Raw genomic sequence first — 20,565 nt, 5'->3', positions numbered from 1 at the left:
CGTGAGTCGAGGTCCTCAAGTACCGACTACCAACGGTTCCTAGTAGGGGATTTATCCCCGTGAGTCGAGGTCCTCAAGTACCTACTACTCACTCAAAGTTAGTTGGATGACACAATTGGTTCTTAGTAGGCGATTTATCCCCGTGAGTCGAGGTACTCAAGTACCTACTACGAATTGAATCTGAGTTGGATGATACAAGCGGTTCGTAGTAGGGGATTTATCCCCGTGAGTCGAGGTCCTCAAGTACCGACTACCAACGGTTCCTAGTAGGGGATTTATCCCCGTGAGTCGAGGTCCTCAAGTACCGACTACCAACGGTTCCTAGTAGGGGATTTATCCCCGTGAGTCGAGGTCCTCAAGTACCTACTACTCACTCAAAGTTAGTTGGATGACACAATTGGTTCTTAGTCGGAAGTTGCCCCCTGCGGGGCAACTTCTGTTGGCTGAAACCCTTCTCATACTTGGCTTATAGCCATTTTGCCTCAAAAATGTGTAGTCATGTATGGCAAGACTTCGCACAAAATATGTTTTACAATTGGTTTCAACATAACATCGGCTGAAATCCACGCCACATAAGGGTTGCATCGATTGTAGTCATGTATGAGACTTACCACAATCACCGAAAGTCTGACACTGTAACGGTTTCAGACGGAAGTTGCCCCCCTGCGGGGGCAACTTCCGCTTAGTAGGCGATTTATCGCCGTGAGTCGAGGTACTCAAGTACCTACTACGAATTGAATCTGAGTTGGATGATACAAGCGGTTCGTAGTAGGCGATTTATCGCCGTGAGTCTAGGTACTCAAGTACCTACTACTCACTCAAATTCCTGTTCCTATTGCCCAGCGCGTTCCTGTTGCGGTTGGCACTGCGGCAATTGACCGCATTGTTGTTCCACGAACCACCACGCTGCACTCGGAAGTGCCTGCCCCTTCTCCACCCCCTCGTTTGTACGAGAAAAATGGATACGCTTTTAATTTCTCCGAAAAACGGTTGTTTGTAAATCCTAGAAACCCGGTTTTTTGGAAAAACCGGGTTTCTGAACAAAAATTCGCTCCGCCTTCGGCAAAAGAGAGAAAAAGAAAAAGAGTAAAGGGCAAAAGGGCAAAAGGGAAGAGAAGAAGAGTCCTAGCAAGCAGAAACCAAAATACCGGCAACCAAAAAGGCGGAAACTAAGAATTCGACAACCAAACGCCCGGAATCTAAGAAACCGCAACGCGAAATCCCAAATCCCAGTGCCTATCGCCCAGCGCGACCCAGTTGCGGTAGGCACTGCGGCAATCGACCGCAACGTCGTCCCACGAACCTCCACGCAGCACTCGGTTATCAGATCCGCCAGTTTCCCAAGAACTTCCGTCACAGGGCGCGCCGTTATAATTATCGTGCCAGCGATCGCTGCACCATTCCCAAACAGTGGCGTGCATATCGTATAACCCAAAGGCATTCGGTGGAAAACTCCCCACCAGCGTTGTTTCTTGACGGTAAAGTCCTTTTGGCGCAGAAGCGTAGGGGTTGTTTCCGTCATAATTGACTAAATCGGGGGTAATTGTCTCGCCAAAGTGGAAAGGCGTCGTTGTACCCGCACGACAAGCATATTCCCACTCTGCTTCGCTGGGTAGGCGATAATTTTTCCCGGTTTTTTGCGACAATTTGGCACAGAATTCGATGGCATCTTGCCAGGATACATTTTCCACAGGACGTTTCGCACCTTTAAAATAAGAAGGGTTATTTCCCATCACTGCTTGCCATTGTTCTTGAGTGATGAGATATTTGCCCATAAAGAAAGGTTTGATGGTTACTTGATGTATGGGTTGTTCCGAAGAGTTTTCTGATGAACCCATTTGAAACATTCCGCCCGGAATGTAAACCATTTCCAAGTTAATACCATTACCCAATTGTTCCAATTTCTGCCTTGCTTTACCCGGTTTGCGACTTATTTCGCGCCCTTGGGCATTGACTGTAATAACCTCAAAGTAGAATTCTTGCCCTTTAGCTTCCTCTTCTTCCCGCTGCTTTTGTTTTTTCTCCTCTTCCTCAACTTTGCGCCGTTCCTCTTCTTCCCGCTGCTGACGCTTTTTCTCCTCCCACACGCCTTGTGCCACATCACGATTGTGAGCAACTCCTGGTAAATTGGGATTGATGCTTAATGCTTGGTTGTAGTCAGCTATTGCCCGTTCGTAGTCGCCCAATTTGTAATAAGCATTGGCGCGGTTGTTGCAAGCGTTGGCATTATTTGGATTCAACCGCAACACTTGGGTGTAGTCTTCAATTGCCGCTTGATACTGGCCTAATTTAGCATAAGCCAGTCCCCGATTGTAATTCGCTTCCGCTAAATTGGGATTGATTTGAATGACTTGGTTGAAGTCAACAATAGCGGCTGAATATTTTTCCTCACGGCACCGTTGAATACCCCGGTTGTAACAAGAGTCAACGACACTTAACTGGCGATTTTTACCCACAGCGGCTAAACAGCTATTGAGCTTCTCTACATAACCCAAATCGTCGATTGTCAAAGCTGAATCTAAGGCATCTAATAGCTCACCTTCCGCCCAGAAACCTGGTTTTTTAGAAAAACCCGGTTTCTTTAAGTTTAGCCAAGCTTTCACCGACTCAAATATTTGCGCTTCCGCCCAATGTTTTTTAGGCAAGCCCAGAAGACTTTCGGCTAAATCTAACCGCAGTTCGGCAAGCCACGCTGACTCTTCTTGCCCAATAAGATTATACAGATTTCCGTAGAAATTGACAACAATTTCTGCTAATTTATCCTGTTCTTCCTCTGGAATTTCTTGCAGTAAATCGGGCAAAATTTGAGGCAGCAAAGGCGGCTGGCGGACTTCAGGAGAAACGTGAACTAAAAAGTATTCATCGGCTAGCAAACCCGCGATGATGCAGTGACAAATGCCGATAAATTGACGCAATTGATTGTAATCGTTTTGATGGATGCTGTAGAGGCGTTCAATTTCGCTGGGGTCATCGCCATCTTCTATACACAACCGCTCGTTTTCAATTATTTCCAAGTTTCGCCGATACCGCTTTACCATTTCCATCCCGTAACGGTTATCAAATTCTTCCGCATTTTTCCCCGCAGCGATGTGCTTGTCTCGCTTTTCTTTCCACCGCAAAGCGCGATCTTTAGCAAAGTCGAAAAGCACTTCTCGCCAAGGTAGCATAGTAATAGCTGATTTGTAGCGGTAAGTCGCCCAATTTAAACCCCAATAACCAAAGCGGAAATTGAAATAATCCCCTTCAGCAGCGGATTCTAAAATTAAAGTCGGCTCGGTTTTTAAGCCGCGAAACATTGATTTTGTAGCTGCTTGGCTGTGGAAGAACTTACTCGTCCAAGCACCCGCGAGAAATTCAATCGGACGCCCTTGGGCTGAATATTTTTCAAAGAACTGTTGCAGGTAAGCTCCCAGGGTTTCTTCCATGTCGGGAAAGCCTTTGGCTGCATCATTGCCATCGCCGGAACGGTCGAAACGCAGGGTGGGAGGCGAGAGAAAAACTCGCAGGGGAATGGGATTTTGATTGGGATTAGAATGCACGATATCTTCAGCGATTAACCAGATGGGGGAGTTGTTTTGCCGTTTCTGTTCGTGGATAACCTCTATAGCTGTTTGGCGGTCATAAATTCTCAGTTCGCGAGCAAGTTCGGCATCTATGGCTTTAAGTTCTAATTGCAGTTCCTTTTGCTGTTCGAGACACCATTTTTGCAGATTTGACCGGAAGATTTCTAGTTCGACTTGGTGTTCGCGGTTGAGGTTACCTTCCTTGGCTTGAAATTCGCGGTTGAGCTTTGCTAGTTCGGCTTGCAATTCCATGTTGAGGCGGGCAAGTTTTTCTTGATGTTCGCGGTTTTTCTTGCCTTCACTCGCTTGGAATTCGCGGGTTAGTAATGCTTCTTGGGTTTGTAATTCGCGGGTGAGTCTTGATAGTTCTGATTGTAAGGAACGATTTAGATCGTTTTGTTCGGCTTGAAATTCTAGGTTGGCTTCGCGCTGGAATTCTTGTAATGCTAGTTCTTGTTTGCGGAGTTGTTGCCGACTTTTTTCGAGTCTTTGATTGGCTTCGATAGTTAAATCTGTGTTGCGGGTTAGGGTTTCGGCTTGTCTGTCTGCTAGGTAAACTGTGGGAGTAAATACAGCTTTTACTCCGTCCCAAACTTTACCCCAAAATCCTTTTTTTCCTGGTAATGCGCGTGTCATTTGTTTGTTTTTTGTTGGTGATGAGGATATAGGAACTAGGCAAAGAAACCCGGTTTTTATGAAAAATTGTAGGTTTGGCAACTGGATAAAACGAAGAAACCGGGTTTCTGTGTTCGGCGATCGCGGTGGGGGCGGGTTTATTTAAGTTATCTGTTGGTGGCAAAGATGGTTGGTGAAACCCGCCCCTACAACGATTTAAACTATATGATAACGTTCGAGGCAGAGCCTCCATATCTGCGTTCCCAGGCGGGAGCCTGGGAAGGAGGGGGGGGAAGGGTTAAAAGGTGCCGCCACGGACTACGAATAGCATATGGGCAGCGCCTTCTAAATCGGTATCGGCTCTACCTATTTCTTTGCCGTTTTCTTGATAGATATGTCCGCCTTCGACTCGCCCTACGGATGTGTCATTTATCCATCGATAAATGTGTCCGTTTTTGAGGTAGCCGATATGTTCGCCTGCCCAGTTGTAAAATTGTTGTCCAGACACGTGACCGACTGTTTGTGTTGTGCCGTCAAGTTTGTGCAGGTGAATGTCGCCATAGCGATCTATGTTGATGTAAGGGCCATCTTTGGCGCTGGAGTAGGAAGAATTGAGTACTTGTTTTGTGGCGCTTACTTCGGCGTGATAGTGTGTAAATCCGTTTTCTGTATCGTGCCACTGACTCGACGGCGCCCAAGCGCCTACTACGAACTGGGGGTGATGGTGAGATGAATCGTCCCAACTGTTTTGGGTTAAGTCTGGTATTCCTGTATGGTTAAGGTTATCGGGATAAGGGTTGTGCTGTTGGCTGTTGTCTTGCCAGTTGGTGTGGGAATGTTCGGTGTTGATGTTTGGATGCAGATCGATGCCAAGAGATTGTATCAAGTCATCAAACTGAGAATTACTGCTGTAGGCTGTACTGTCGTCGGGGGACTTGTGCATTGGATTATACAGAAATAATATTTGCTATTTTGGCAAATTGGCAAATTAGTCTGTTTATTGCCCAGGTCGCTAGCGCTGTAACCCACTGGGTGTTGCAGGGCGATCGCATCCTCAGTTAGTAGTAGGCGCTTGAGCGCCGTCGGGTTTCTGTGAATTTACGCTTTAAGACATAAGCAGCCTCTACCTTAAGGCAGAAGAATCAACCCTTTTAAACTTATAAAATTTTTGTTTAGTTGTTGAGCGAATTACCATTTAAACCTATTTACGCTCGACAGGTGAATCGATTGAAAGCAGTTTAAACTTTCAGTTTTTAGGAGATGATTATGCGGATTGCACAGATCGCACCTTTATGGGAGAGAGTCCCACCTCCTGGGTATGGCGGTATTGAGTTAGTGGTGAGTTTGCTAACCGATGAATTAGTGCGACGTGGACATGAAGTAACCCTTTTTGCATCGGGAGATTCTATCACTTTGGCGAAACTTGAATCGGTTCATCCCCGCGCTTTAAGACTCGATTCCAGCGTCAAGGAATTCGGCATCTATGAAATGCTACAACTAAGTCGAGTGTACGAACAAGCGTCAGAATTTGACATCATTCATTCCCATATGGGTTGCGCTGCACTACCTTATGTCAATCTGGTAAAAACCCCCACGCTTCACACGCTGCATGGCATTTTTACGCCTGACAATGAAAAAATGTTTACATATGCCAAAAAGCAGCCATATGTAAGCATTTCCAATACGCAGCGGGAGCCTAGATTAGGGTTAAATTGGGTGGCGACGATTTACGATGGAATTGATGTAGGCAGTTACGAGTTTTACCCGCAACCCGATCAGCCTCCCTATCTAGCGTTTTTAGGTCGGATATCGCCGGAAAAAGGGACGCACCATGCCATAGAAATTGCCAAACAAGTGGGTTTGCCGTTAAAAATAGCGGGTAAGGTGGATGTGGTTGATGTCAAGTATTACGAAAACGAAATCAAACCCCACATTGATGGCGAGCAAATTCAGTATTTGGGTGAAGCAAATCATGCTCAGAAAAATGAATTGATGGGGCGAGCGCTCGCCACTTTATTCCCCATAACTTGGAGGGAACCTTTCGGTTTGGTAATGATTGAATCAATGGCATCGGGAACGCCAGTGATTGCGATGAATTTAGGCTCTACTTCCGAGGTAATTGCTGATGGAAAAACCGGCTTTTTATGCAACTCGGTTGCCGAGTGCGTCAGCGCGGTGAGAAGAGTTGAGGAAATCAGCCGCAATGATTGTCGAGAGCATGTAGAGAATCGCTTCAGCGTTCAGAAAATGACCGATGGTTATGAAGCGGTTTATCAGCAAATTTTGGCAGAAAAGTTGGCTCAAAATCGACGCTTACGCAGCTTAATTAACGCAAGTTGCTAGTTATAAACAAGGGCGTTGCTAATCGCTAATTGCTAATTGCTAATCTTGGATTTTTACCAATCTCGCCATTAGCCTCGTGACCAGGGATCTGCCTAGTAACGCCATTAGCCGCTCCCAGAGAGATAACTAGCAACTTGAGTTAATTAGTTAAAACAGCAGGGGTTTGATCTATGCGATTCTCCTGGAGGAGGAGAATCGCTTTCTCATGTTTACCCTATTTTTCTGCAATAATGGGGGTTTGTAGAAACACGAGCGATATGCATACCCTAGCTTGCGCGAACGCTAACCTGTCAAGATATAATTATGCCAACTGTTCTCAGGAAGGATGGCTTTGCCGTTCGCATCTACTTTAACGATCGCCTCCTCAGGTTCATGTTTTCCAAGGTGGAGGACAGGCAAGAATTAACCTCGATAGTGGAACTGAAAGTCCTCAACTGGTTGAGATTGAAGGAATGAGCGATAAAGATGCTGCAAAAGCGCTATCAATAATAATTGAGCATCAAGTAGAACTGCTGCAACGATGGGAGGAATATCATGGCTAATGTAAACTTGGATGAGGCAGCGTTGAAAGCAGCAATTGCTAAGGCAAGAGAAGCAGCAGCAATTGCAAATGCTATTGAACCCAGAGCTAAGTCGGCATATTATGACTCTAGTAGCGATCGCATTATAATTAACTTAAAAAGCGGCGCAATTTTCAGCTTTCCACCAGAAATAGCGCCCGGTTTGGCAGGTGCTTCCTCTGAAGATTTAGCAGAGGTTGAAATTACTCCCTCAGGTGATGGGTTGCACTGGGAAAAATTGGATGCAGATTTTAGCGTTCCCGCTCTTTTGGCAGGTGTCTTCGGGACTAAAGCTTGGATGGAACAAATCAAGTTGAAACAAGCAAGCTAGGGTTTTGGTGGTTGGGATGCCTTCGCGCCAGCTAGGGTATGCATATCGCCAACCCCCCCTACAAACTCCCATCTAGCATTATCGCACCCGTTATATCAAGTCCGCTCGCATCGGACTTGTATATCCAGCTCCTCTCCCTTGATCGCAGAGGAGGTTGGGGGTAAGCGTGCAAGTCCGATGTAACCGTACTTGATATTACAGCGGATTGCAGCCGTATGAGGTACACCTTCGTTTGTGTAGCGGCAGCGTTAACGCTGCCGCTACACAAACGAAGCGATAACGCTTTCCCTAGACGAGCTTGCAATCCGCTATAATTTAGCATCACTCAACTCAGCACCCTCAAGATTTGCACCACTCAAATCAGCACCACTCAAATCAGCAGCACTTAAATTAGCACCCACTAATTTAGCTCCAACTAACTTGGCATTTCGCAAATCTGCATCGCTTAAGTCTGCATAACTCAAATCAGCACCGCTCAAATTGCTATCCCGTAAAATTGCACCCATTAACTTTGCTTTCCGCCAACTAGCATGGGTTAAATCCGCATTACTTAAATCTGCGATTACCAATTTCACGCCATCTAACTGAGCATTCCTCAAATCAGCATTATTTAGCAAAGTACCGATTAAATTAACCCAAGTTGCTAGTTATAACTTGTGACAGCGGTAATTGCAAGCTTGCTAATTGCAAGCTTGCTAATTGGGTTAACAGGCTTTTGCCTTCTTGACAACTACCCATTAGCCATTAGCCATTAGCCATTACCAGTACCGCTTGATGTAACTAGCAACTTGCGTTAAATTAGCATTCCGCAAATTAGCACCTGCTAGTTCAATTCCCCTTAAATCTGCATTTTGAAAATCTCTCCCACCTGCGGCATAGCGCTTTAGCAATTCTCCCGCATCGGTGACGCTTATTTCTACTTTTGGGCGATGATTGAAGGTCAAACTAAAAGTGTCGCCGCTGTCAAGTATTTTTTTAATTTCTTCATACATGGGATACTTGCCAATCCCGCTGAGTTTTACCCAACCTTTTGCTCTAGTTAATGCGATAAATAACTGATTCCGAAGTGCGACATTACTCTCATCTTTGGCAACATTATCGCAGCCAACTATATAAACCATATCTGCTTCATTTCCTTTGGCGCGGTGGATGCGAGAAACTGTAACTGCGCCAGCACACCAAAACTTATTTGGATTGCGATTTTCTGGGTCTGGGTTTAAGATATTGCTTTCGGTATTACCGGGAATAAAAATATTGATGCCTTGGGATATTAAAAACTCGGCTACGTGAGATTCTAGTTCGATCGCATCGAAAAATTCACCTAAAACAACGACTAAAATTTCGCGACTGGGGTTGAGATAATCTTGTGTGAGATTGTGCCAAATATTGGCGGATAAAGCAGAGAGTTCGGAGATGCGATCGCTAAACACTTCAAATTCTATCACCGACCCATACCAAAGTTGCGGAATAACATTAGGAGAGTTATCAGATAACCGCCGCAAAGTAATCTGTTGACCGCGAGTAAAACGTCCCGTCACTTCATAACCAAGTGCCTGCCAATCTGGCGTTCTAGTAATACCTGAAAGCATCCCCTCCGGACGCAATAAACCCATACCAATTCCATGCGCTGCTGTCAGAATCGGGCCAGGAGTGCGGTAACATTTATGCATAATTTCGCTTTTTTTAATTCCATCTGCATAGAAACCCGTTACCAAATGCGCCAATTCATCCCCAAATAATTCACCCGCTGTGGGAATATTTAAACTTGACAAACTTTGCGCTTCGTCGTATGCCCAAATTAAGCGACGCTGTTCGGGATGTTGCATATCAACGGGACGCAATGATTGATAAACCATCCAGTAAAAAGGTTGTTTATCTTTAAATTTGAACTCGTCATCGACGATTAAATCTTGTCCTTCGTCAATCAGAATGGCATCAAATATTGGGGGAATTGTCGCTGTTTTCAGTAACAAGCTACAAACTTCTGCCAGACTTTCGTTGGGGTGCTTGCTATCGGTATCGTAGGCGGTGAGACGCTGAACGCCAGATGCTTCGCAAATAATGCTGTAAAGTCCGGGTTGATTTTTAGCACCCCAGGCGTGAAGGACTCGCAATTTTTGATTGTGCGAGTCGTATTCCACCTCGCCGCTGCTGAAGCGACGCAACCATTTATCTAATTGTGCAATGATGGGGTCGTATAAACTGCGACTGAAAAAGACTAAGGCAATATGCCAATCTGGGTACTTTAAATGCATATGTGCGGCTTTTTGGCACAGCAGGACGGTTTTACCCGAACCTGCAATACCCCGGATTCGTTGCGCGCCAGGGGGAATTTGTTTACCGATGAGTTCTTGCTGTAAGTCGAATTCGGATAACCAATTTCGCGCTTGTTCCAAGACTCCACCACGGGTGTGCAAACCTAATTTCCCTTCCTTGCTTGTTTTGGGGGGAGAGGTTAACCGAGGTTTGCGGAATACTGGACTTCCACCTAAGACTGCTAGTATTAACTTCCATTGTTCTTCATGCAAATTTCTACCTTTGATTGCCGGGATAGTTTGCTCAATTTGTTGCAGTAAAGTCTTGACAGAAGTAGCAACCTGCAAAAGATGATCTTGAAATAAAATGGCAGGACAACTGGGGAGTTGGTCGAAACCTTTTTTTTGCCATTGTGCTTGGGTAATTAAAGGTAAGGATACAATGGCTCTACCTGTAACTTTACAGCGGAGAGTGGGTTCGCGATCGCAATACCCCAACAAAGCAAATAACTGATTTTCTGCCTGTTGGTAAGGACGTCCATAATTAGTATAAAAGTTGCGGAATTCCCACCGATGACCGTGGATAGCAACAATCTGGTCAATCCTAATAGATTTGACTTCAATAACAATTAAACCGAGTTCAACATCGGCAATTAAAATATCCGGTTCTTTCCTAGTTTTTCCGACTCTGGAAAATATGGGATAGCGCCAATAGGCGATGCAGTTTCTATCTGTAAAAGCCAGCTTGACTGCTTCCCATACCTTGCTTTCGCCTCGCTCTCCACTTTTGCCCAGTGGTTCAGTCGTAATAAATTTACTCTGTGGATGGCCAAACAACGCCCTAGGCAATTTCTGTATTTAAAATATCTGGGTTTTCAGCAAAACCCAGATATTTTTAGTTCTATCTGTTTCTCTTTTCTTGTTGCTTTTTCCTCACAATCCAAACAATAAAAGAAATAAGTAATAATGCTGCTACAATCTTGGAAACCGGGCCGAGATATTCATCTACCAATTCATAATTTGCACCCAGCAGATAACCAGCCATTGTGAGAAAAGTTACCCACAAAATAGTGCCGATAGTCGAGTAAATTAAGAATGGTACTAACGCCATGTCGTTGAGTCCGGCAGGCAGGGAAATTAAGGTACGAATTCCCGGCACGAGACGACCAAAAAACACGGCTTTTTCCCCATGTCTGTTGAACCAATTGTTGGCTTTATCGATATCCTCTCCCGATACGCTAATCCACTTGCCGTATTTGTTGGCTAACCGCTTGATGTTTTCTTCACCGATTAGTTTGCCTACATAGTACCAAGGCAATGCGCCGACAACTGTGCCGATGACTCCAGCTGCAATGCTGATAGGTATTGATGGGATCTTGGTACCTGGTAAAGTTGCTGAATATCCTGCCAGTGGCATGATCAATTCTGAGGGTATGGGAGGAAATAGGTTTTCCAAAAACATCAGTATGCCAATTCCCCAATACCCCAGGGAATTCATCATGGCATTTATCCATTCATTCATAGCTTTGGTGATTGGTAATTGCCAGCTTGCTAATTGCTAATTGCTAATAGGTAATAGAATTTTTTTCCCATTACCTATTAGGTCTTGACATAGTTGGTAATAGTAATGGGCAATTGGTAAGGTTTTTCTTTCCCATTACCAATTACCCATTACCAATTCCCAAGTATTATGTTCCCGATGTCCAGGAATTGATGTACTCGATTTGATCGGGGGTCAGGGTATCGATGAAAATGCCCATTGCTTGCAATTTCAACCGCGCAATTTCTTTATCCACTTCGACGGGGATAGAGTGAATACCGGGTTCTAATTTGCCTTTATTTTTGACCAGATATTCAGCCGCTAAAGCTTGGTTGGCAAAGCTCATATCCATTACCGCGCTGGGGTGTCCTTCAGCAGCGGCTAGGTTAATTAAACGCCCTTCGCCTAACACCACGACGGACTTACCATTTTTCAAGCGATATTCTTGCGTAAAGTTCCGCACTTGCTTGATTTCTGTTGCTTTTTCTGCTAAAGCTTTCAGGTCAATTTCGATGTCAAAGTGACCGGAATTGCAAACCATTGCGCCGTCTTTCATCACGTCGAAATGTTCGCTGCGGATGACGTGTTTGTTGCCGGTAACGGTGATAAACAGATCGCCTTGGGGTGCAGCTTCTGCCATTGGCATGACGCGGAAGCCGTCCATTACTGCTTCAATCGCTTTGGTGGGGTCGATTTCGGTGACGATTACGTTGGCACCGAGTCCCCGCGCGCGGAGGGCGGTACCTTTACCGCACCAACCGTATCCCACGACGACAACGGTTTTACCGGCTAGCAATACGTTGGTAGCGCGGATAATACCATCGAGGGTAGATTGTCCGGTACCGTAGCGGTTATCGAAGAAGTGCTTGGTGTCGGCGTCGTTAACGTTCATCGCGGGGAAGGTTAATACGCCATCTTTGAACATGGCACGCAACCGCACAATTCCTGTGGTGGTTTCTTCGGTACTGCCGATGAGATCGGCAAGTTGATGCTGCCGTTCTTTTACGAGGGTGGCAATTACATCGCAACCATCATCGATGATCAGGTTGGGTTTGTGATCGAGGGCAATATTAACGTGGCGGACGTAGGTTTCCGCATCTTCCCCTTTGATGGCAAATACGGGGATGTCATAATCAGCGACGAGGCAAGCAGCAACGTCATCTTGGGTAGAAAGGGGGTTGCTGGCAATCAGAACGGCGTCGGCACCTGCGGCTTTGAGAGCGATCGCTAAATTAGCCGTTTCGGTGGTAACGTGACAGCAGGCGACCAGACGAATACCGGCGAGGGGTTTTTCAGCCGCGAAGCGATCGCGTATCTGCTTCAATACTGGCATTTCCCGCCCCGCCCATTCAATGCGCTGTTTGCCAATCGGCGCGAGGGACAGATCTTTGACTTCGTGCTTTACCTGGGTAGCAACCATGAATGATTTCTCAGAATTATTCTACTTGCGGTTCTAGTCTAGATTACTCGATCTCAAGGCAGTTGACCTTTTACTCAATCTTCACATACGCAAAGAAACCCGGTTTCTAGGAAAAATCCCAGCAAGAAACCCGGTTTCTAGGAAAAATCGTCGAGCAAGGAACTAGAGATCCCAGCAAGAAACCCGGTTTCTAGGAAAAATCGTCGAGCAAGGAACTAGAGATCCCAGCAAGAAACCCGGTTTCTGGGTTCCGAAGTGCCTAAGTCCTGCTCTAAAATCCTAGTGCCAGCTGTTTGAGCTTTGTGAGTCCCTGACAATGGTCGCTGCCATCACCCCACCCGATGTGGTTGAACTTTGGTTAGCAGGTAGGCAGGTGGGCAGGTGGGCAGGTGGGAGAGAAAAACCAATCAAGCTTGTTATTCCGCCGAAAAAAACTTCTCGTTGTACTTCTTCACCTTTAATATCCAATTTTTATAGGACTTGAAAATCTCTGAATACGGCATTGCGCTTGTGGCGAGTACTTCACGCAAAGGCGGCAAGAAAAGTTTAGGAAATAACTTATTCGTTATTTTGGCAAAACTTTCCCTGATGATGAACTCCGCAAACAAAGTTTTGGATGCAGGAAATACGTTAGTGTCGAGTTCCCATAAGGCGTACATATCCGGTTGACGGCGGAGCGTAAACTGTTCCAGCGCCAAACTCCATTCCTCACCATACTCATCCAAAAGACTATCCAAAACTAGCACATCTTCAAAAGCATTATTGCAGCCTTGACCCAGAGATGAAGAAACAGCATGGGCAGCATCTCCCATAATTAGCACGCTATCGCCGTAGTGATAGCGATTGCAACGAACCTTTAATTGCCCTGCCATTGGTCTTTTTAGGAAAGCTTCCGCCTCTGATTCTTCCAATAGTTGACCCGCTTCCGGCATATTTTGCCTAAAGAATGCCATTACTTCTTCTTTGGTGGAAAGATTAACCACTTTTTTCGCAGTTTTAGGGAAAAATAACAAACCGATAAACCTTCCATCTAGCTGAGGAACTGCGCCGAAAGTTATGCCGTCTTCTGGTCTCCAGACATGAAGGCAATCAGGTTTTAAATTAATGCCTGCCTTTTCATTTTTACCTGGTAACCCAACCGTTTTGTAGTAAGAGCGAACGTACTTTTGCTCAAATTCAAAATAGTCTGAATTTAGAAAATGCCTTCTGACTACCGAACGCGCTCCATCAGCACCAATTAATACGTCATAATCAATGGTGAACTCTTCTGTCTCTTCTCCTGAATCTGTTGCTTTAACTCTTTCAAATGTAACTGTCTTATTTTTAAAATCCACCCGATTACATTTAGAGTTAAAGTGGATTTGGACTCGGCTGTCGGAATTTTCCGTTAGCTTAGACAACAGAGCCATTACTAAGCTAATCCGGTCGGTATTAAAGGTAGTTGTTCTTTTGGGCAAATTCTGCGTCTTGCCATTCTTTTGATGGATAATCAGACCCTTATTTTCTACGCATTTGGCTTTGACTGCTGCTTCTAGACCGTCGATTTTCTTCAAAGCTCTCAATCCCCGTTCGTTAATACCATAAGGGATAGTTCTGGAGTTGGAGAAGGCGACTTGTCTGGGGTCATTGAGGCGTTCGTAAATATCAATTTTGTATGCAACGCCACGACGCAATAAATAATGTGCAAGTAGAATTCCGCAAGGCCCAGCGCCAACTATCACAACTTTCTTCATGGTTTTTATTTTGCTCCGGCAATCTTAATATTAACTCAAGTTGCTGGTTACATGAGTGCGTTCTCTCCCAGGGGGAGGGAATTACCAAAGGAATGCCCCCTACCCAGGCTTAATCGTGTAAGCTACTGACAAACCACCTCGACTCGGCTAAATCCCGATGCTTAGGAAAAACAACAAACAAAGGTGATGGGTTCCTAAGTGCGTAAGTCCTGCTCTAAAATCGTAGTGCCAGCCGTTTTAGCTTTGTGAGTCCCTGACAATGGTCGCTTCCATCACCCCACCCGATGTGATTGAACTCGTCTCCCTAGAAGACTTTTTGAGCCATCCCCGCGATCGCACAGAATGGGTAGATGGCAAACTGATTGAAAAAACAGGTATGACAATTAAACATGGTTTGGCTCAAGGTAAGCTAATTCGTCAGTGGGGAGATTACATCATCTCTAACGCACTAGGAGGAGAAATCTGTGTAGGAACGCTTTGTCGCACAGCAAAACAGGCGCGTCGTCCCGATCTTGCTTATATTAGTCCCCAACTGCTAGAACAATTTGGCAATAACTTTACTGTCTTACCCCAGAGTTTCCCGCTAATTGCTGAAGTTGCCTCACCCGATGACTCGGCTGAAGAATTATTTGCTAAATCCAAGGAATATTTAGAATCTGGTTGCCCAGAAGTATGGCTGTTGTTTCCTGAAACTCGAATTGTGTTAATTAATACTCAAAATAGATGGCTTTTATTTAATACCGATGAAGTTGTCAGCAATCAGAATATTTTGCATGGCTTTAGCGTTGCTGTCAGTGAGTTACTCATATAAAAATTTCACACTTGTGAAGCTTGTGCATCCGAAAAGGTCAGCCATAATCTTGGAGATTTACTTAAACGCTTTCTGGGGATCTACCGAAGATGCAACCAAAACCATTGACGACTTTACAAGCATTGCGCCGCAGTCTTGAGATGGTAATTCAAGCAGCACCATTTGAGCTTCGCAACGTCGTTTTAGTAACTTTAGCGATCGGTACCGGGCCATCGGTTTCGCTGTTTTTAAGCAAGATTGTGATTGATGAAGCCTCTCGCCTTCTAGGACAGGGGGCAGTAGAAAATGCGATCGCACTCGTTTTGTCCCAACCGAAACTGCTGTGGAGTATGGCAGGGGCGCTGCTGTTGAATATAATCGTTGATTCCATAGACTCGATTCGGGCAGCGCTATACTCAGCTTTGCACGATCGCATTCGGGGTTACGTGCAAGGGAAAGTGCTGGACAAGATTGCCAATTTCAATGATATTGCCCTGTTTGAAAGCCCCGATTTGTTGAATCTGGTTGAACTGACGGGAAAAGGTGTGCAGCGCCTCCAGCAACTCTCATTTAGCGTGGCGACGACGCTGATTGGTATTTTTGTTTTTGTTCCGGCGATGTTGCTGGCAGCTTCAATTCAGTGGTGGGTTCCTCTGTTGTTGCTAGGTTCTTCTATTCCGGCAATTTTTGTGGAATTGAAGTTTCGCAAAAAAACTTGGCGGGTGGAAGAAACTGAGGCAAGTGTTACTCGCGAAATGAATATCTATGTCAAAGTTTTAACGGGGGAAGCTTATGCTAAGGAAGTGCGATTGTTTTCGCTTCAATCTGTGTTGCTAGAACGATGGCAGCGATTGTTTGACCGCCAGTTTTTGAAGATGCAACAGGTGCGGCGGGAAGAAGCGATCGCAGTGATATTTTGGTCGCTGGTTGATGGATTGGGGGTAGCTTTTCCCTACGTCTACGTGGTGCTAGGTTTGCTGCAAGGCAGATATACAATAGGAGATTTAGCCCTTTACACGGGCATTATCTTGCAACTACGCCGCAGTGTCTACCTTTTAGTTGGCAACACGGGCGAACTATACGATGTGATGTTGGCAACTAGCCCGATTTTTCAATTACTAGATTTAGAACCCCAGTTGCACAGCGGTTATCTACGACTTCCCGCTTCTGAGGAACAGGGTATCCAATTGCAGGATTTATCTTTTGCTTATCCCGGTAGCGACAAACAGATTTTGCAAGATATTAACCTGACGATCCAACCAGGAGAAATGGTGGCGTTGGTAGGAGAGAATGGGGCAGGTAAAACAACCCTGGCGAAGCTGCTGTGTCGCCTCTACGATCCGACTTCTGGCACGATTTATTGGCACAATCGAGATTTGCGATCGCTTGACCTCAACGAGTTGCGATCGCACATTGCCGTTGTGATGCAAGATTACGCCCGCTTCCCAGCAACCTTGCGAGAAAATGTCGGATGGGGTTATCAACCCAAATTGTCAGAGGATCTCCCCATCCAAACTGTATTGCAAGATGCAGGCATTGCCCACTTGATAGAAGAATTAACCCAAGGGTTAGAAACTCCCCTCGGCAAGCAACTAGAAAATGGAGTTGATTTATCAGGGGGACAGTGGCAGCGAATTGCGATCGCTCGTGCTTTAATCCGCTTAACTGAGGTAGAGTTGCTAGTATTTGACGAACCTACCGCCGCCCTCGATCCTAAAAACGAACACGAAATTTACCGCATTTTTAAAACCATTGCCCAGGGGCGAATGGCAGTCGTAGTGAGTCATCGCCTCGCCCTGGCAAAAATGGCAGACCGCATCGTAGTCTTAGAACACGGGCAAATTGTAGAAGTGGGAACTCACGATCAATTGATGGCAAGAGGCGATCGCTACCACACTATGTTTACCCGTCAAGCTAGCAGCTATCTTTAGTCTGCTTTCTGCTTCGATGTTATCAAATATGGTTGCATCGGAATTGCTAATTGCTAATTGCTAATTGCTAATTGTTAATTCCCCCTATAGGTCGTAATTCCGATGCAACGGTCAACGATATGATTCAAGATGCCAGATCTCATATCATGTCCTGAGGCAACGGTTGTGTAACTGCTAATAGCTAATCGCTGGCTGATCTGGAGGCAATTGAAAAGCTCGCAATTAGCAATTAACAATTAGCAATTAGCCATCCATCTCGATTAAATTTGCTGTTGTACATGCCCTGGCAACTCAAATCATTTTCAGATAGATTCTGGCTGGCTAGTAATGTAGCCTTATTGTGTCTGGCGATCGCAACTCCAACCCAGGCACAAATTATCCCAGATACAACTCTACCCGTTAATTCCACCATCACGCCCCAAGGCAATACCCTGACCATCGAAGGCGAACAGCAGGTAGCAATTTATTCCACAGCTTTCGCGAGTTTTCGGTTCCTACGGGTTCTGAAGCTTTCTTTAACAATGCTGCGGATATTCAGAATATTTTGACCCGCGTCACGGGTGGAAATCTTTCTAATATTGATGGCTTGATTCGCGCTAATGGCACGGCTAATTTATTCTTGCTCAATCCGAATGGAATTATTTTCGGCTCAAATGCAAGGCTGAGGATTGGTGGATCTTTTCTCGCAACAACTGCCACGGGATTTGTCTTTCCCAATAACTATCAATTCAGTGCTACAAACCCAGCTCCTCCCCTATTAACTATTAACGTCCCAATTGGATTGCAATTTGGCAACAATCCGGGCATAATTGAAGTACGCGATGCCATCCTGCGCGTTCCGACACTGACTAGCCTAGCCCTAATTGGTGGAAATATTGTCATCGAAAACGGTACTTTGTTTGCACCGGAAAGTCGGATTGAATTAGGTAGTGTCGCAAGTGCAGGTCTGGTTGATATTAATAGCATTGCTCCTTTGCGACTGAGTTTTACAGCATCAGTGACACGGGGAGATATATTGCTAAATAATGAAGCATTTTTGCCTGCTACTTCAATTTTGGGTGGCGCGAGTATTGCTATCAACACCCGCCACTTAGAAATGCGTCAGGCAAGCGGCTTATTTACAGGGGTTGAAGGATTTGGAACAACCGAAATAACGGGAGGTAATATTGATATTAACGCTACCGTATTTGTGCAATCAACTCAGGGCAGCGATATCAGAAATAACACCAGGGTAGTGAATGGTAATAGTGGGAATATTAATATCATCGCTCAGTCACTTTTGCTATCTAATAATGCTGTAGTTTCTACCAGTACGGTAGCAGAAGGAAATGCGGGGAAAATAGCGATCGCACTCAATGATACCCTGTCTCTAGATGGTGACAGTGCGATTGTTAGTACTCTAGGGCGAGAGGGTGTGGGAAATGGTGGCGAGAGCGAAATTACCGGCAGACTTATTTCTGTATCCAACGAATCGCAAATTTCCAGTCGCACCAGAGGAGTGGGAAATGCAGGCAATATTAGAATTAATGCCCTTGATACAGTTATTGTCAATGGATTCATTCCCGATATAGAATCTTCACGCGGACTATCCGCCAGAATAGAGAGCGGCGTTAATCAAGGCGCCCAAGGAAATGGCGGCAATATTGAGATTAATACAGGTTCCCTTGTCGTCACTAATGGCGCTGTAATCAACGCTGGCACAAATGGAAATGGTAGTGGAGGAACTATCAGAATTGTTGCTCGCGATCGCCTTTTAATTGATGCTGGTATTAGCTGGAGTCAATTCGGCAATCCAACTGGTATTTTCACTACCCTAGAACCAGAAAAAGATAACCTTAACGCCGATCTCAGGGGAGGCAATATTGAAATCGATACAGGTTCTCTTTCTATCAATAATGGCGCTAATTTGAGTACGAGTACCTTTGGACGAGGGAATGCCGGGAATATTATTATTAAAGCAAGCGATCGCATTTCCTTAGATGGTGCATTCCGCGTTGAAACATTATTTGACTCCTTTGTGCAGTCGAGTGGAGTTGCAACGCGGGTAGGTTCCACCGGAATTGGCGATGGCGGCGACATCGACATCACCGCAGGTAGTCTCAGCGTCACCAATGGTGCAGAATTAATTGCCAGCACCTCTAATCGAGGCAATGCAGGCACGATTCGAGTCAATGTGCAGGATAGTGCTATTTTTGACGGCAGTTTTGAAGGGAAACCCAGTCAGGCATCCACTCAAGTCGAGTTTGGCGCGCTGGGAAACGCACGGGTTATTGAATTGAGGGCACGATCCCTTTCTCTCACCAATGGCGATCGCCTCAGCGTTACTGGGGAAGGCGTTGGTGACGCTGGCAACATAATTGTTCGCGCCGACGCAGTTCGTTTGGATAACAATGCCGCACTTTGCGCCGATACAGTTGGCGATCAAGGTAATATCAACTTGCGTTCTAACAGTTTAATTTTGCGCCGCAATAGTACAATTACCACGAATGCCACAGGCAGCAATAATATTGGTGGAAATATCATCATTGATAGTGATGCAATCGCCGCCTTGGAAAATGGCGACATCACCGCCAACTCTACCGACTTCCGTGGCGGTAAAGTTACGATCGATACCCAAGGTATCTTGGGCACTCAATTTAGACAGGAGGAAACTTCAATCAGCGACATCACCGCCACGGGTGCCAACTCGGAATTAAGCGGCACAGTAGCAATTAATACCCCCGATATCGACCCCAGTGCCGGATTGATTGCCTTGCCAGAAAATGTAGTCGATATTACCGGACTTGTAGATCAACAGTGTTCCCGCCAAGCAAGGCGGAGGGCATTCCACCGAGTGCCGATGAACCCCTCAGTCCTGACGCCTTTTTGGTTGATTTGGTGACAATTAATATAGAAGGACGCGGGGACGCGGGGACGCGGGGACGCGGGGAGGGAGAGAATGTGCGATCTAATATATAACAGCTACGCAGAACGCAACTTCCTACGGAGATTGTAGAAGCAACTGGGTGGTACACCAACGAAAAAGGCCAAGTTGTTCTCACAGCTTCTGCACCTAATAGAATTCCTTACCATCCTTGGCAAACTCAACCTCTGTGCCAGTAAAACCTGTCAAAGATCGCTGTAGGGGCACGGCATCCATCAGCGTTGCCATCCACGAGAAGGTTTTCTATTGCCGTGCCCCAACCACCAAAGGATATTCTACGGCATCCATCAGCGTTGCCATCCACGAGAAGGTTTTCTATTGCCGTGCCCCAACCACCAATTTTAATCACCTAGATGCCACCGGAAACGATATCAACAATCCCAGTAGGGGCACGGCATCAATCCACATTGCCATCAACGAGAAGGTTTTCTACCGCCGTGCCCCAACCACCAAAGGATATGATACGGCATCCATCAGCGTTGCCATCCACGAGAAGGTTTTCTATTGCCGTGCCCCAACCACCAATTTTAATCACCTAGATGCCACCGGAAACGATATCAA

The 20,565-nt window shown here is 45.7% G+C and carries 17 protein-coding genes and 2 pseudogenes; 9 read left to right on the top strand and 10 right to left on the bottom strand.

The genetic code is table 11. The features are described 5' to 3' along the window. Positions 1-818: 818 nt before the first annotated feature. Genes MiSe_RS38840 through MiSe_RS38820 form a run of 4 tightly spaced genes read right to left on the bottom strand, consistent with a single transcriptional unit; the run spans position 819 to position 5,121 of the window. Positions 819-1,154 carry a hypothetical protein gene (locus tag MiSe_RS38840; RefSeq protein WP_226590729.1) on the bottom strand — a complete coding sequence of 112 codons (336 nt, stop codon included), beginning with the start codon at positions 1,152-1,154 and terminating at the stop codon, positions 819-821. A gap of 45 nt (positions 1,155-1,199) precedes the next feature. Continuing rightward, positions 1,200-4,199, bottom strand: a complete 3,000-nt coding sequence (locus MiSe_RS52345; RefSeq protein WP_307731629.1) for an SUMF1/EgtB/PvdO family nonheme iron enzyme — start codon at positions 4,197-4,199, stop codon at positions 1,200-1,202. Then, positions 4,159-4,431: a hypothetical protein gene (locus tag MiSe_RS38825; protein ID WP_226590726.1), complete on the bottom strand. Its 273-nt coding sequence runs from the start codon at positions 4,429-4,431 to the stop codon at positions 4,159-4,161. Before MiSe_RS38825 ends, MiSe_RS52345 begins: the two co-directional genes overlap by 41 nt. Positions 4,432-4,476: 45 nt before the next feature. Continuing rightward, entirely contained in the window at positions 4,477-5,121 is a 645-nt protein-coding gene (locus MiSe_RS38820; protein WP_226590723.1) for a 4-fold beta flower protein, read from the bottom strand. Positions 5,122-5,444: 323 nt separating this feature from the next. Between MiSe_RS38820 and MiSe_RS38815 the strand changes: the two genes are divergently transcribed. From MiSe_RS38815 to MiSe_RS38800, 4 genes are all read left to right on the top strand, one after another. Next, complete coding sequence (locus tag MiSe_RS38815) at positions 5,445-6,521, top strand: glycosyltransferase family 4 protein (RefSeq protein ID WP_226590721.1); 1,077 nt, start codon at positions 5,445-5,447, stop codon at positions 6,519-6,521. Positions 6,522-6,824: 303 nt separating this feature from the next. Next, complete coding sequence (locus MiSe_RS38810) at positions 6,825-6,977, top strand: hypothetical protein (RefSeq protein ID WP_226590719.1); 153 nt, start codon at positions 6,825-6,827, stop codon at positions 6,975-6,977. After that, positions 6,923-7,063 carry a hypothetical protein gene (locus MiSe_RS38805; protein WP_226590732.1) on the top strand — a complete coding sequence of 47 codons (141 nt, stop codon included), beginning with the start codon at positions 6,923-6,925 and terminating at the stop codon, positions 7,061-7,063. The genes MiSe_RS38810 and MiSe_RS38805 overlap by 55 nt, the downstream gene beginning before the upstream one ends. Then, positions 7,056-7,412 carry a DUF2442 domain-containing protein gene (locus tag MiSe_RS38800; RefSeq protein WP_226590717.1) on the top strand — a complete coding sequence of 119 codons (357 nt, stop codon included), beginning with the start codon at positions 7,056-7,058 and terminating at the stop codon, positions 7,410-7,412. Before MiSe_RS38805 ends, MiSe_RS38800 begins: the two co-directional genes overlap by 8 nt. A gap of 308 nt (positions 7,413-7,720) precedes the next feature. Here MiSe_RS38800 and MiSe_RS52340 read toward each other — a convergent pair whose 3' ends face one another. From MiSe_RS52340 to MiSe_RS38780, 6 genes and pseudogenes are all read right to left on the bottom strand, one after another. Continuing rightward, positions 7,721-7,987, bottom strand: a complete 267-nt coding sequence (locus MiSe_RS52340; protein ID WP_373872972.1) for a pentapeptide repeat-containing protein — start codon at positions 7,985-7,987, stop codon at positions 7,721-7,723. Further along, positions 7,988-8,041, bottom strand: a pseudogene (locus MiSe_RS53190) (hypothetical protein); the annotation flags it as partial. Between the two features lie 129 nt (positions 8,042-8,170). After that, entirely contained in the window at positions 8,171-10,504 is a 2,334-nt protein-coding gene (locus tag MiSe_RS38795) for an ATP-binding domain-containing protein (RefSeq protein ID WP_307731628.1), read from the bottom strand. Positions 10,505-10,568: 64 nt separating this feature from the next. Continuing rightward, positions 10,569-11,189 carry a DedA family protein gene (locus MiSe_RS38790; protein WP_226590715.1) on the bottom strand — a complete coding sequence of 207 codons (621 nt, stop codon included), beginning with the start codon at positions 11,187-11,189 and terminating at the stop codon, positions 10,569-10,571. 166 nt (positions 11,190-11,355) lie between these two features. Beyond that, a complete protein-coding gene (gene ahcY / locus MiSe_RS38785; RefSeq protein ID WP_226590713.1) occupies positions 11,356-12,627 on the bottom strand; it encodes an adenosylhomocysteinase in 1,272 nt (423 codons plus the stop codon). A 416-nt stretch (positions 12,628-13,043) separates the two neighbouring features. Further along, positions 13,044-14,360 carry an FAD-dependent oxidoreductase gene (locus MiSe_RS38780; RefSeq protein WP_226590711.1) on the bottom strand — a complete coding sequence of 439 codons (1,317 nt, stop codon included), beginning with the start codon at positions 14,358-14,360 and terminating at the stop codon, positions 13,044-13,046. Between the two features lie 259 nt (positions 14,361-14,619). On the opposite strand from MiSe_RS38780, the gene MiSe_RS38775 reads away from it, so the two are divergent. The 5 genes and pseudogenes from MiSe_RS38775 to MiSe_RS38755 form a co-directional block, all read left to right on the top strand. Continuing rightward, entirely contained in the window at positions 14,620-15,171 is a 552-nt protein-coding gene (locus tag MiSe_RS38775) for a Uma2 family endonuclease (protein WP_226590709.1), read from the top strand. 89 nt (positions 15,172-15,260) lie between these two features. Beyond that, positions 15,261-17,081, top strand: a complete 1,821-nt coding sequence (locus MiSe_RS38770; RefSeq protein ID WP_226590706.1) for an ABC transporter ATP-binding protein — start codon at positions 15,261-15,263, stop codon at positions 17,079-17,081. Positions 17,082-17,359: 278 nt separating this feature from the next. After that, positions 17,360-17,629, top strand: coding sequence for a hypothetical protein (locus tag MiSe_RS38765; RefSeq protein WP_226590705.1), 270 nt, complete (start codon positions 17,360-17,362; stop codon positions 17,627-17,629). After that, positions 17,593-19,962: pseudogene (locus MiSe_RS38760) on the top strand (two-partner secretion domain-containing protein); the annotation flags it as partial. The gene MiSe_RS38765 and the pseudogene MiSe_RS38760, both read left to right, overlap by 37 nt. Positions 19,963-20,173: 211 nt before the next feature. Further along, a partial coding sequence (locus MiSe_RS38755; RefSeq protein WP_226590702.1) for a hypothetical protein occupies positions 20,174-20,565 on the top strand: 392 nt, incomplete at its 3' end.

Source organism: Microseira wollei NIES-4236 (assembly GCF_020521235.1).
GTDB classification, from domain to species: domain Bacteria; phylum Cyanobacteriota; class Cyanobacteriia; order Cyanobacteriales; family Aerosakkonemataceae; genus Microseira; species Microseira wollei.
Note: the sequence above shows the minus strand (reverse complement) of the source record. Positions and strands in the feature narration are given on the sequence as shown.

What these genes read in the sequence shown, in the direction of transcription:
- MiSe_RS38825 (WP_226590726.1), bottom strand. Translation starts at nt 4,431, where the DNA reads ATGGAGGCTCTGCCTCGAACGTTATCATATAGTTTAAATCGTTGTAGG.
- MiSe_RS38820 (WP_226590723.1), bottom strand. Translation starts at nt 5,121, where the DNA reads ATGCACAAGTCCCCCGACGACAGTACAGCCTACAGCAGTAATTCTCAG.
- MiSe_RS38780 (WP_226590711.1), bottom strand. Translation starts at nt 14,360, where the DNA reads ATGAAGAAAGTTGTGATAGTTGGCGCTGGGCCTTGCGGAATTCTACTT.
- ahcY (WP_226590713.1), bottom strand. Translation starts at nt 12,627, where the DNA reads ATGGTTGCTACCCAGGTAAAGCACGAAGTCAAAGATCTGTCCCTCGCG.
- MiSe_RS52345 (WP_307731629.1), bottom strand. Translation starts at nt 4,199, where the DNA reads ATGACACGCGCATTACCAGGAAAAAAAGGATTTTGGGGTAAAGTTTGG.
- MiSe_RS38800 (WP_226590717.1), top strand. Translation starts at nt 7,056, where the DNA reads ATGGCTAATGTAAACTTGGATGAGGCAGCGTTGAAAGCAGCAATTGCT.
- MiSe_RS38775 (WP_226590709.1), top strand. Translation starts at nt 14,620, where the DNA reads ATGGTCGCTTCCATCACCCCACCCGATGTGATTGAACTCGTCTCCCTA.
- MiSe_RS38815 (WP_226590721.1), top strand. Translation starts at nt 5,445, where the DNA reads ATGCGGATTGCACAGATCGCACCTTTATGGGAGAGAGTCCCACCTCCT.
- MiSe_RS38770 (WP_226590706.1), top strand. Translation starts at nt 15,261, where the DNA reads ATGCAACCAAAACCATTGACGACTTTACAAGCATTGCGCCGCAGTCTT.
- MiSe_RS38810 (WP_226590719.1), top strand. Translation starts at nt 6,825, where the DNA reads ATGCCAACTGTTCTCAGGAAGGATGGCTTTGCCGTTCGCATCTACTTT.
- MiSe_RS38765 (WP_226590705.1), top strand. Translation starts at nt 17,360, where the DNA reads ATGCCCTGGCAACTCAAATCATTTTCAGATAGATTCTGGCTGGCTAGT.
- MiSe_RS38790 (WP_226590715.1), bottom strand. Translation starts at nt 11,189, where the DNA reads ATGAATGAATGGATAAATGCCATGATGAATTCCCTGGGGTATTGGGGA.